Source organism: Paenibacillus sp. LC231 (genome assembly GCF_001860525.1).
Lineage (GTDB): Bacteria > Bacillota > Bacilli > Paenibacillales > Paenibacillaceae > Paenibacillus_AQ.
Genome location: NZ_JFOM01000049.1, coordinates 310689 through 323402, shown reverse-complemented (window position 1 = coordinate 323402; position 12714 = coordinate 310689). Strand labels below are relative to the sequence as shown.

The window sequence follows — 12714 nt, the reverse complement described above, 5'->3', positions numbered from 1 at the left end:
GACTCACCTCTTTCTCATCCCGATCCAGCTTGCCATACGACCCGTTGTTCCTCCATCTTTACGATAAGAGAAGAACAGATCATGATTGCAGCTTGTACACCATGATGTACATTCGATATGTTCCGCCATTATTCCTGCTTTAATCATAATGTGTCTGTTTATTTCTTTCAAGTTCAGCATGTATTTCCCGTGTCCCTTGTCGATATAAAAAGCTGAATTTGTAACTTTCTCGGATGTGTTTCCCTCGATTCCGATATCGCGGACACGATCCATGACCCGATCATCCACCTCGTAGCAGCACTCGCTTATGGATGGACCAATCGCAGCGTGAATGTGCTGAGGCAAGCTTCCGTATTCCACAACCATCCTGTCGACCATTTTCTCAGCGATGCTTCCCACGGTCCCCTTCCAGCCAGCGTGTGCCAAACCGACAGCACCCGTAACCGGATCCCAAAAATAAAGCGGAACGCAGTCCGCGTAGAAGGACGTCAATAAAACGCCGGGAACATCGGTTACTAGTCCATCCGTATTTTGAAAAGCCGAGGCTCGGTCCAAACTTCCTCTGCCCCTGTCCTTATCATGAACCACGCCAATCTGAACATCATGGACCTGTTCACCGCAAGTCCAATCTTCCAGAGAAAAACCCAATGCTGCAGCGGTTCGTTTCCGGTTATCTACGATGTCACCCGGCTCATCTCCGACATGAAAGGCCAAATTCAAACTATCATAGGGGGCTCGGCTTACGCCGCCATGCCGGCCTGTGAAGCCGGCCGTGAGTGCGGCGCTTCCTGATCCCCCACTCCATTTTTCAAGCACAAACAGACTCGGTGTCTGCTGATCTTGTCTAACAAACGGTTCCATGCGCATCCCACCTCTATGACCAGTGTAACAGAAAACCCACGCCGGAGACACATTAACCGGATCCTCTGTTTAGAAGGATCGCCGGTCCGGCCGGTCCAGGTATTCCACCGATTCCTGATCATCGGGCGTTCTTCGCAATTCCTCCATTTTGACAAGGACGACATCCGAACCAATCTTGACGATATTCCGCCACGGAATGATCAGGTCGCTCCCGCCGCCGAACAGCCCCATAAATTTACCGTAACTTGGCACCACAATCGCTTCGATCCGGCCCTGCCGCAAGTCCAGCTCCAGATCGCTGATCTGTCCGAGCCGTTTGCCATCAATGATATTAATAACATCCTTCGTTTGAAAATCGGAAATTTTCATCTTTTTCCCCACCATTTGATTATCAGGTATCATGAGCATCACACCTTAGATGTATTTGAAGGTTAGCCGTCCGTCCATCCATCTTCAATCCATATCCCTCTGTTCAATATATGAGCCGCTTAGATAAAATAGCTTATCTAAATTAAAAAAACGATCCCATAAACGGGATCGTTATCTGTTCGTTTGATTGCTGGTCTTCTTACGTTTTGACGTGCTTCTGCATCTGCTTGATCGCTGACTTCTCCAGGCGGGACACTTGAGCTTGGGAGATGCCGATTTCATCCGCAACTTCCATCTGGGTCTTGCCTTCATAAAACCGCATGGATAAAATCATTTTCTCGCGTTGTCCGAGCTTGTGCATCGCTTCCCGGAGCGCAATTTCCTCAATCCAGGACACATCTTTGTTCTTATCATCACTGATTTGATCCATCACATAAATCGGATCGCCACCGTCATGATAAATCGGCTCAAACAGCGAAACGGGATCTTGAATAGCATCTAGTGCAAAAACAACGTCTTCCTTGGGCACGTTCAGCGCTTCGGAAATTTCAAAAATCGTCGGTTCACGCGAGTTCGCATTTGTCAGCTGATCCCTGACCTGAAGTGCTTTGTAAGCAATATCACGCAGTGATCGGGAGACGCGAATCGGGTTATTGTCCCTTAAGTATCGACGTATTTCTCCGATAATCATCGGTACGGCATAAGTGGAAAATTTAACATTTTGCGATAAATCAAAATTGTCGATGGCTTTCATCAATCCGATGCAGCCCACCTGAAACAGATCATCAACAAACTCTCCCCGATTGTTAAACCTTTGGATGACGCTGAGCACCAGTCTCAGGTTGCCGTTCACCAGTTTTTCTCGAGCCGATCGTTCATTGTTCTGCTGCAGATTATGAAACAGTTCCCTCATTTCCACATTCGTCAGAACAGGCAGTTTTGACGTATCCACACCACAAATTTCAACTTTGTTTCGCGTCATGATGACTAACCTCCCAAGGAGAAACATTACTGTACATTATCTCCGAGGGGGGCTATTTTATTCCTTACGATTTCCAGTTACACCATCTTGTTGAATTCTTTGCGGAGCCTCTTTATAATTCTCTTCTCCAATCGGGAAATGTAGGATTGTGAGATTCCAAGCAGATCTGCCACGTCTTTTTGCGTCTTTTCCTCACCATCCTGAAGACCAAAACGAAGCTCCATAATCATGCGTTCCCGGTCGCTTAATTTATCGAGCGCTTTTTGCAGCAGCTTCCGGTCGACCTGCTCCTCGATATTACGGTAAATGGTGTCATTCTCAGTACCTAGTACGTCGGATAGGAGCAATTCATTGCCGTCCCAATCGATATTCAGCGGTTCGTCAAAAGAAACCTCGCTGCGGGTTTTGTTATTTCGGCGCAAATACATCAAAATTTCGTTCTCAATACAGCGCGAGGCGTATGTAGCCAGCTTGATTTTTTTCTCCGGGTCAAACGTATTCACCGCCTTAATCAAACCGATGGCACCAATCGATACCAAATCCTCGATGTTAATGCCGGTGTTCTCGAATTTGCGGGCAATGTAAACGACCAGACGCAGGTTACGTTCGATAAGCATGGCACGGGTGGCTGCATCCCCGGTAGGCAGCTTCTTGAGCAAGAACTCCTCTTCCTCTTTCGTAAGCGGCGGCGGGAGCGCCTCGCTTCCTCCGATATAGTAGATTTCCTGACTCTTCAGGCCTAGCAAAAAAAGTACGCGATAATACTGCAGCTGCAATGCTAATCTCCATTTAACGGGCATCTCTTATCCTCCTAAACGTTTTCCCGTAGGGATAACTGGCTTCATAAACGTAATTTCAATTCTTCTAGTCCGGCATGCTCTGGAAATGTCATAAAGGTTTTCAAAGACTTATTCATGAGTCCGCCGTATTGATGGCAAACTAGAACACTATGAAAATGGCTTCATGGTTATCATCCTGCGTTCTTGGCTGCACCTGATTCCGGACCGGTCCCCCCATTGAGCGATGAAGCGTCCACCTCGGATTTGCAGCTTCCATCGGACACCGGCTTGTTTGAATTGGCATCCATCTTCGTCGTACCTTCTCCTTCCGTTAATGCCGGATGGATAATGGCCCTGTATGCCCTGTCACCCGAGAGCGTCCCGCCATCAAGACCAATCAACACCTTGGATGCCGAATATTCAAATCCTCCCAGTTCGATCCGTACCATGTCGGGCTTTAACGCAAGCATGAAAGCAGCCCCCCGGTTGACACCGCGATAGGGAACAAGCCGCAGGCGGTCTTGCCATTCAAATTCCTCTGCCGCGAGCCCCATGATTAATTTGTCCGGTTCCCCCTCCATCAACTGTTTGCTCCATCCCTGAGGCAGGTGGGCTTCCCACAGTGCTGCTTCCATCACCATAACCGGCGTGCGGGTTAAGGGATCACTCAATTGGTTACCTGTATCGAGCAGCCCCACACAGGATATTTTGGCGCTGCCGATCCATACCGACACCTCTCCCAATAAGGCCTCCCGGTTCTCGGTTTTACGTTTCGTGGTCTGAACGGCTTTAAATCCGAATACAACTACAAAAAAGGTAATGCACGCAAACCAGAATCCCACCTTCAATTCAAACGATAGTCCTCCCGATGTCGTATACCATATCCCGCTAAACAGTTCTCCCGAATTTTGGACCAGGTAATGAACACCGATAATGCCTCCGGCCGCCGCAAAATTCACCATATAAAATGCTCCCAAATTTCGCAGATAACTCTGTAAGCTTGCAAAGCCGAAAGCAATCCATAACATGATCAACGAAAGTCCAAATTTGATGAGAAAAGTAAACAAAAATGAGAGTTGCGGGACAAACATCATGACGACATACAGTGCGCCTACCACAGAGGATAATACGAGTCTCCACCACCTTGGCTTGACCCTGCGCATCCAGGCGGTCAAAGCCAGCAACATGCCGTCAATGACGAGGTTTGCCAAAAATATGAGATCAATATAAACAACCAGGTTGTTCACCTGCCTAGTCGAAGAATCACTTCGGTTATCCTTCTGTTGTTTTCTGGGCAACGGGAGATGTTACTAGTATAAGAAGAATAGAATTCAAAGTCTGTCTAAACCTGTGGGCGGATTACAGACTTTTTTTGTCGATGAAGGGCAGTTTTTAGAGACCTGTACCAGGAGCAGCCTCTTAGCGTTATCGGCGATCTCTATCTTGGCAGGAAAGCTCGGGGAATATCCTTAATTTCCACAGTAATTGCTGATTGGACTTTCATTCGTGAAAGTGTGACAGCATTCAGCTGTTGGCCTTGTAAATGAAATAAAAGGAAGATAACGAGGCGTGGATATAAAAATAAGCCTGTCTTCATCATGATGACGAAGCACAGGCTTACCGTTATTAATCATTATTGCGGGAACGATTGCGAAGGAAAGTAGGAATATCAAGCTGATCATTGCTGCTCTGATTGCCAAACGGCTTCAGATTCACATTACTCTTGTCCGTTTCCGGCTGCTGTTGTTGCTGTTGTTCCCCTTGCGGCATTCCAGGACGACGTACCGGCGGGATTGGAGCAGGCTTGCTCTCAAATCCGGTAGCGATAACCGTTACCTTGATTTCATCCTTCATGCTTTCCTCAATGATCGCACCGAAGATCATGTTCACTTCCGGATCAGAAGCAGATGTTACAATCTCGGCCGCTTCATTCACTTCATACAAGGAAAGATTGGTCCCTCCCGTAATATTCATGATCACACCGCGAGCACCTTCGATAGAGGTTTCAAGCAGCGGGCTCATGATCGCCTTGCGGGCAGCCTCGGAGGCACGGTTCTCACCCGTAGCCAGTCCAATACCCATCAGGGCCGAGCCGCGTTCTGTCATGATCGTTTTCACGTCGGCAAAGTCAAGGTTGATCAGACCCGGTACTTGGATCAGATCAGAAATGCCCTGAACGGCCTGACGCAACACGTTATCAGCTTCTCGGAACGCTTCCAGCATCGGTGTCTTCTTATCCACGATCTCCAGCAAGCGATCATTCGGAATGACGATGAGTGTGTCCACTTTCTCTTTCAATGCTTCAATGCCAAGCTCCGCTTGGGAAGCACGCTTGCGTCCTTCGAACGTAAACGGACGAGTGACAACTCCAACCGTTAAAGCCCCGCACTCCTTAGCGATTTCAGCAATGACAGGTGCAGCACCCGTTCCGGTTCCGCCACCCATACCGGCCGTAACGAATACCATATCGGCACCCTTCAGGGTGTTCATGATCAAATCGCGGGATTCTTCCGCAGCCTTCTTGCCTACGTCAGGATTGGCGCCGGCACCAAGTCCGCGAGTGAGCTTGTCCCCGATTTGCAGTTTATGTTCGGATTTGGCAAGGTGGAGTGCCTGAGCATCCGTATTGACCGTAATGAATTCAACACCCTGCACACCATTCTCAATCATTCGGTTAACAGCGTTGCTTCCGCCGCCACCTACTCCGATTACTTTTATTTGAGCTAAGCTCTCCATTTCAAAATCAAATTCCAACATCTAATCCATCTCCCCCTCAATGTGCGTGGATGGCACGTCCACAGTCGAATGAATCCGCTATATAAACTCGCTGAACATCTTTTTCAGGCGTTCAATAAATCCCGGCTTCTGGCTGGTCTCCTGAGTTGCTGCGACAGGATTTTGCTGCTTAGCGCGGTTCACCGGTTTCTTGCTATTTCCGCTGCTGTTGTTGCTTCCTCCTGTATTGCGTACACGTACGTTCCGGATTGCATTATGGAGGATGCCGACTCCGCTGCAGTATCCCGGATCACGAACACCGATGAAATCGGGAACCGCAATCCGTACGGAAGTCGCCAGCTCATTTTGTGCCACCTGCAGCACACCAGGCATGGACATAGTGCCCCCAGTAAGTATATAACCACCAGGAAGCTCGCTGTAACCCAAGCGCTTAATTTCTTGGCGCACCAATTGGAAAATTTCCTGAACGCGAGGTTCTATGATAGCTGCCAGATCTTCCTGAGTGAACTCCTTGTCCACATTGCTTCCAATTCTTGTCACCTTAAACGTTACTTCGTGTGCGGCACTCTCGATCAGCGCGCATCCGTACTTCAGTTTAACCTTCTCTGCTTGATCCGTCAGCGTTCGCAGGCCATATGCAATGTCATTCGTAACGAAATCTCCACCAACCGGAAGCGTCGAAGTTGCGGCAATGCTGCCTCCCTCGAACACAGCCAACGTGGTTGAGCCCGCCCCGACGTCAACCAGCACCGAACCCATCGTTTTCTCATCCTTGGACAAGGCCAGCTGTCCGGCACCAAGCGGAATCAGCACCAGATCCTTCACTTTCAGACCTGATTTCTCCACACAACGTAACAGGTTATGTATTGCCGTTTTGGCGCCAGTAATAATCGTCGCTTCAACTTCCAGTCTTACGCCGATCATTCCTCGCGGATCAGAGATTCCTTCCAAACCGTCAACTACAAACTGTTTAGCAACCACATCGATAATTTCACGATCCGGAGGAAGCGCCACGACTTCCGCAGCTTTCAGCACGCGGTCGATGTCCTCTTCACCAATTTCGCGATCCTCGTTCGATACTGCCACAACTCCATGGCTGGATTGAAGTCCGATATGATTTCCAGAAATGCCGACATATACTTCGGATATTTGAATACCGACCATACGCTCCGCATGATCAACAGCGCTGCGAATGGATTGTACGGTCTGGTCGATATCTACAATTGCACCTTTGCGAATTCCCTCCGAGTCGGCAGATCCAACTCCAATAATATTAAAGGTTCCATTATTAACTTCCCCAATAATAGCACGAACTTTGGATGTACCGATGTCCAAACTAACAATGATGTCATTGTTGCTCAAGCCCTGGCACCTCCTGTTTTTAGCAAATTAATTTTGATTATAAAGAATACATTTCTACTTATTCAACACTCGCAGGTCTTTCCCTCTTTTTTCAACATTTTTTTTACTGCCAACATTTGCTATAACAGGCCGTAAAAGTCATTCAAAAAAGAAGAGCCGAAACAAGTTGTCAATACTTTCAATTGTACCATTTATTCCAATCCCTGAGTAGGGGGTTATTGCCCTTCTTCCGCGTCTTCTCCAACTTCTTCTACAAACGGCACGTAAGAGTCTGCTTCCAGCATCGTAATCACACCCGGCCGCTCCATTTCGGTAACCTGATTCAGATATTCTACTTTGTCACGGAGCAAGGAGACCGAAGTGATAACTTCGAATTTGGAACGTGTATACATCTTGATTCGATCCGGAAAAGATAGCGTCGGTGACGGCATGATTTCCGAGATATCGGAGGTCAGGCTGCCCGAAATCTCCGCAAGCACTTCACTAAGCACAGCCTTGTTGGGGTCGCCCGGATCCCAATTGGTCAAAATAGGCTTCTCAACGGCAATACCGCTCGCTGTAACCGGAACCGAGGTGCCGCTAGCCAGTATGGCTTGAAGTTCCCCGCTGTCAGACAGCTCGTAGGCCACCGTAGGATGTTCCGTCACCACGATGCTGACTTCGCCCGGAAAGCTCTTGACCACTTCCGCCGACTTAATCGTTCCGAGCTTCAGCAGGCGTTCCTGCACATCTTTCGGCTCAACGCCAAAGTACTGGTCTCCGATGTGGAGTCCGCTTTGCTTGATAAGCTGCTCATTGGTATTAAACGTATTGCCTGTAAAATGAATCTCGGTAACTTGGCTGACTGACGACCGGAAAAACAGAATCGTCAGCAGGGCTACGAACAGCAGCAAAAGTATCCATATGATTTTTTTGGCTGTTTTCGGTTTAGGCTTGTCCTGCTTCAGGACAGGCATATGTGTCTTGGACATATCCACTCTCTCCATAAAGACCTGTTATCCCCTCCTTGTTCGGAGGGGAAGCCCAGGACCTCAATTGGCTAAATCAAGCGGTTTTGGCACCGGAGATTGACGATAGATCCGAGCGCCTAAACCTTGGAACATGTTTTCAATACGATCATAACCGCGATCAATATGGTGAACTTGCTCCACCACGGTCGTTCCCTGCGCGGCCAAACCGGCAATGACGAGCGCCGCCCCAGCCCGAAGATCGGTTGCCTCCACCGTAGCTCCATAAATTCTCTGAACACCGCGTATAAACGCGTAGTTCAGATCCGTGGAAATGTCCGCCCCCATACGGGAGAGTTCCTCCACATGCTTGAACCGTCCTTCGAATACCGTCTCTTTCATCACGCTAAATCCGTCCGCCAAGGACAGCAGGACCATAACCTGAGATTGCAAATCAGTCGGGAACGAAGGATACGGTGAAGTCACGATACGTTCCACCGCTTTAGGACGGCTCATACAGCTTATGTTTATTATATCATTGCATATACTGGTTTGAACACCGGCGCGCTTTAGCACATGTATAAGGGAAGTTAAATGAGATGGATTGGTCTTTGTAAGCGTTACACTACCGCGGGTGACGGCTGCTGCGATCATGACGGTGCCGGCAACGATCCGGTCCGGTATAATCTCGTACTCGCAAGGCTCCAGACGCTCCACGCCATGAATCGTAATGGTATCCGTTCCTGCGCCGATAATGTTCGCTCCCATCTTGTTCAGGAAATGCTGAAGGTCCTGAATTTCAGGCTCTCTGGCGGCATTGGTGAGCACCGTTGTGCCAAGCGCAGTTGCTGCTGCCATCATGATATTCTCCGTTGCCCCTACGCTGGCAAAATCCAGATGAATATCCGTTCCGACCAGCCGGCTTGCCCTGCAATGGATCTTATCGTTACTCTCTTCGATTTCCGCACCAAGCGCCTGCAGTCCCTGAAGATGGAGGTCGATCTTGCGTTCTCCGATCGCGCAGCCCCCTGGCTGATAGATCGTCACTTCACCAAAACGGGCCAGCAGAGGTCCCATCAAAAAGATGGAGGATCGCATCTGCTTCATTAAATCTTCCGGGACATGAAACGAATTGGCAGACGAGGTATCCACGGTTACCGTCTCCAGCTCATGCTTGCATTTGGAGCCAAGACGGCTGAGAATGCTGAGCATCACTTCAATATCCAGCAGGTGCGGGACATTGCTTAATCTCACAGTCCCTTCTGCCAGAAGACTAGCTGCTAGAATAGGTAAAGCTGCATTTTTTGCTCCATGGATACGAATGGTTCCAGATAGGGGCCTTCCACCCTCAATCACCAATTTGTCCAATGTATCACCTCCGAGTTTACCGCTCGCCCAGAACGTACACCTCAGGCACCATATGAATTCCGTTCTTTTCCGAGATGGTTTCCTTAATACGTTCCATCAAAGCGAGCACGTCCTCTGCTGTCGCTTGACCGGTATTCTCAATGAAATTGGCATGCTGTAAAGAAACTTCTGCGCCCCCGATCCGCAGGCCCTTAAGACCGGCAGCCTCGATCAACCTCGCGGCATGGTCACCGGGCGGGTTGCGAAAAACACTGCCTGCCGTTGCGGATTGGAGCGGCTGTGTACGCCGGCGACGGTCCTTGTAGGAGGCCATAACAGCTGAAATTTCTTTGCGGTCTCCTTGACGGAGCCCAAATACCGCTTCAGTCACAATCCCTTTTCGTTCATGCAGAATGGAGTGTCGGTAATCAAACGCCATATCTTTCGCAGCATACGTAACCAATTCCCCTGTTTCCAGTACAATGTCAGCGGACTTGAATATGCGTGACACATCAGACCCATGGGCACCTGCATTCATGTAGACGGCCCCTCCAACCGATCCAGGAATGCCTCCGGCAAATTCAAGACCGGATAATCCTTCTTTTCCGGCCAGAACACTGAGCTTGACAAAAGACAGACTGCCGCCTGCAGTTACCGTCTCTCCGTCAAAATGAAGCCCCTCAAATCCCTGGCCCAGCTTGATGACCGCTCCCCGAATGCCTTTATCGGCAACCAACATGTTTGAACCGCGGCCCAATTGTGTCCAAGGTATGTGATGGGCATGGAGAAGGGTGACCAGTTCCCTGAGTTGTTCCTTGTTCTCAGGTATAATCAGGCAATCGGCTGGTCCGCCTATTTTCCACGTCGTATATTTTGCCAGCGGTTCATTCCATAACACTGTTCCGATATTGGCTTCTGATAGTAGCGATTTCCACTGCTGCATTTTAAATAAACCTCCCCTTGACTTTCAAAACCAAAAGGCCATTCCTTCAACTGGATGAAGAGATGGCCGCTGTCAGTAATGCCGGCCTCATGGGTGTGTCACGATTATAGAGTATCTTATGTCAGGCTCCATAGGTGTGTGACAATCGCCCAGCCGATTTAGCGTTTGCCGGTTAACCGGCGGATTTCTTGAACCATGACGGATGCCGAATCCGGTTTGCCGAGCTTTTTCGCAGCCGCGGACATCGCCTCTCTGGAAGTACGACTGGTCATGATCTCCTCAAGCTTTGCGAACAGCGATTCCGCCGTCAAATCCTTTTCGAGAATCATGCTGGACGCACCCGCTTCCTCCAATTGCCTCGCATTTGCCTCCTGATGGTTATTGGTGACGTTAGGTGAAGGGATAAGTACGGATGGAATACCAAGCGATGTAATCTCCGCCAGGAATGAAGCTCCTGCACGGTTTACAATCAGCGAAGTAGCCGCAAGTACTTCCGGCATATTATGAACGTATGGCACGATATGAAGTTGATTTGGCATGGTACCGAGCTGGGACAGAATGGATTCCCGCGTGTTCTCAAAATAAGTTTCGCCCGTAACAAACACGAAATGTACACCCGGCAGCTTCTGTATGAACGGCGCCATCCCGATCATCGCGTTATTGATCGCCTTGGCACCCCGGCTTCCGCCGACGATCAGTACGACTTGGCTGTCCACCGGAATGCCGAGCGTAGCAAATCCACGTTCACGATTGGCGGATAATACCGTTGTCGCACGTGGATTTCCTGTATATACCGTTCTTTTGGCTTTAGGAAAAGAAGACTCCGATCCCTCAAAGCTGACCGCCACCGTATCCGCATAGCGGCTGAGGAACTGGTTGGTCAGGCCGGGAATCGCATTCTGCTCATGAATCATGGTTGGTATCCCGAGCTTGGCCGCTGCATAAACCACCGGACCGCACACATAACCTCCGGTACCGATCACGACATCGGGTTTAAATTCCTTCAGCAGGGCCTTCGATCGCTTCACGCCTTTGAAAAAACGCATGATCGTCTTCACGTTATCCAGCGACAGCTTGCGCCGGAACCCCGTGATATCGATGCTCTCAAACGGCAGCTTCTCCTGGGGTACAAGCTTGCTTTCGAGACCCCGCTTGCCTCCGATATATAAAAACTCCGTTTTCGGATCTTCCTTTTCACATTGTCTTGCAATGGCAACGGCGGGGTAAATATGCCCCCCCGTTCCGCCGCCGGTCAATACGACACGCATACCCTTCACCTCGCATAACGGGAAATATTTAATAGAATGCCCAGCGCCGTCAGCATCAGCGTCAGTGAGCTGCCTCCGTAACTGATGAGCGGCAGCGTAATCCCTGTTACCGGCATTAAACCGATAACGACACCGATATTGATAACGACCTGTATGGCGACCATGCCCACGATCCCAACAGCCAGCAGACTTCCAAAGCCGTCGGATACCGTCATGGCCACTCTCATGCCCCGCCACACCAAGGCAGCGAACAAGAGCAGTACAATCAAACCGCCAATGAATCCAAGCTCTTCGGCCAAAATCGAAAAAATAAAATCAGTCTGCGGCTCAGGTACATAAGCGTACTTCTGACGACTCATGCCAAGCCCGAGCCCGCCGAGTCCGCCCGGCCCTATGGCATAGAGGGATTGAATGATCTGATAGCCTGCGCCAAGCGGATCGGACCATGGATCGAGAAACCCGGTTATCCGCTTCAGCCGGTAGGGGGCTGTCAGAATCAAGCCAATGAAACCGGCAACCCCGCCTAATGCGAGAAAGCCCAGATGCTTCATCTGTGCCCCTGCGGTAAAAACAATCATCATCGCAGCTCCAAGCATAACGGCACCCGTACCCAAATCAGGCTGCAGCATAATCAATCCGAATGCCAGTCCGATTAAACCAAGCGGCGGCAAAAGCCCCCTGGTAAAAGACGTAATATCATAATCTTGCTTACTGAGCCAGCGTGATAGAAACAGAATCATGCCCAGCTTCATAAACTCGGAGGGTTGAATTCCGAACGAGCTGATGCCGAGCCAGCTTCTGGCTCCGCCGCGAACAACGCCGATCCCTGGAATAAGTACGATAATCAGCATAAAAAAGCAGACCAGCAATGCAAGCTTGCTGTATTTCTTCCAAACCCGATAGTCGGTCCTCGATGTGAAGTACATGGCAGCAAGCCCCAAACAGGCAAAAAACAGCTGACGCTTCACAAAATAAAACTTATCGCCATAGTCATGAAATGCGAGGACGGATCCTGCGCTGTATACCATGACGATTCCGATGGCCAGCAGGGCCAAAATACAGATAAGCAGCCACAGATCGGGCGCCTGGCGGTTCTTGTTCATGGAAAGGCCACCTCGTA

12 protein-coding genes are annotated in these 12714 nt (G+C 49.6%); all 12 read right to left on the bottom strand.

The genetic code is table 11. From position 1 onward, the window contains the following. Window positions 1-3 precede the first annotated feature (3 nt). Window positions 4-861 (bottom strand): peptidoglycan editing factor PgeF, encoded by an 858-nt coding sequence (gene pgeF / locus AK95_RS26970; RefSeq protein ID WP_071222994.1) that lies wholly within the window; start codon window positions 859-861, stop codon window positions 4-6. Between the two features lie 69 nt (window positions 862-930). Continuing rightward, the gene (locus tag AK95_RS26965; RefSeq protein WP_233354800.1) at window positions 931-1230 is read right to left on the bottom strand and encodes a YlmC/YmxH family sporulation protein; all 300 of its coding nucleotides are present in this window, start codon (window positions 1228-1230) and stop codon (window positions 931-933) included. Between the two features lie 199 nt (window positions 1231-1429). Beyond that, the gene (sigG, locus tag AK95_RS26960) at window positions 1430-2212 is read right to left on the bottom strand and encodes an RNA polymerase sporulation sigma factor SigG (protein WP_006209087.1); all 783 of its coding nucleotides are present in this window, start codon (window positions 2210-2212) and stop codon (window positions 1430-1432) included. A 77-nt stretch (window positions 2213-2289) separates the two neighbouring features. Next, window positions 2290-3012, bottom strand: coding sequence for an RNA polymerase sporulation sigma factor SigE (gene sigE / locus AK95_RS26955; protein WP_071222992.1), 723 nt, complete (start codon window positions 3010-3012; stop codon window positions 2290-2292). Window positions 3013-3182: 170 nt separating this feature from the next. Continuing rightward, window positions 3183-4229: a sigma-E processing peptidase SpoIIGA gene (spoIIGA, locus tag AK95_RS26950; RefSeq protein ID WP_083397741.1), complete on the bottom strand. Its 1047-nt coding sequence runs from the start codon at window positions 4227-4229 to the stop codon at window positions 3183-3185. A gap of 388 nt (window positions 4230-4617) precedes the next feature. Next, window positions 4618-5748 (bottom strand): cell division protein FtsZ, encoded by a 1131-nt coding sequence (ftsZ, locus tag AK95_RS26945; protein ID WP_071222990.1) that lies wholly within the window; start codon window positions 5746-5748, stop codon window positions 4618-4620. 57 nt (window positions 5749-5805) lie between these two features. Further along, window positions 5806-7089 (bottom strand): cell division protein FtsA, encoded by a 1284-nt coding sequence (gene ftsA / locus AK95_RS26940; RefSeq protein ID WP_009589690.1) that lies wholly within the window; start codon window positions 7087-7089, stop codon window positions 5806-5808. Between the two features lie 215 nt (window positions 7090-7304). Next, window positions 7305-8060 carry a cell division protein FtsQ/DivIB gene (locus tag AK95_RS26935; RefSeq protein WP_071223069.1) on the bottom strand — a complete coding sequence of 252 codons (756 nt, stop codon included), beginning with the start codon at window positions 8058-8060 and terminating at the stop codon, window positions 7305-7307. Window positions 8061-8120: 60 nt separating this feature from the next. Continuing rightward, the gene (gene murA / locus AK95_RS26930) at window positions 8121-9404 is read right to left on the bottom strand and encodes a UDP-N-acetylglucosamine 1-carboxyvinyltransferase (protein ID WP_071222989.1); all 1284 of its coding nucleotides are present in this window, start codon (window positions 9402-9404) and stop codon (window positions 8121-8123) included. A 16-nt stretch (window positions 9405-9420) separates the two neighbouring features. After that, on the bottom strand, window positions 9421-10326 hold the full coding sequence (gene murB / locus AK95_RS26925) for a UDP-N-acetylmuramate dehydrogenase (protein WP_071222988.1): 906 nt from the start codon (window positions 10324-10326) through the stop codon (window positions 9421-9423). Between the two features lie 158 nt (window positions 10327-10484). Then, window positions 10485-11594, bottom strand: a complete 1110-nt coding sequence (gene murG / locus AK95_RS26920) for an undecaprenyldiphospho-muramoylpentapeptide beta-N-acetylglucosaminyltransferase (RefSeq protein WP_071222987.1) — start codon at window positions 11592-11594, stop codon at window positions 10485-10487. 5 nt (window positions 11595-11599) lie between these two features. Further along, window positions 11600-12697 (bottom strand): stage V sporulation protein E, encoded by a 1098-nt coding sequence (gene spoVE, locus AK95_RS26915; protein ID WP_071222986.1) that lies wholly within the window; start codon window positions 12695-12697, stop codon window positions 11600-11602. Between the last annotated feature and the right edge of the window lie 17 nt (window positions 12698-12714).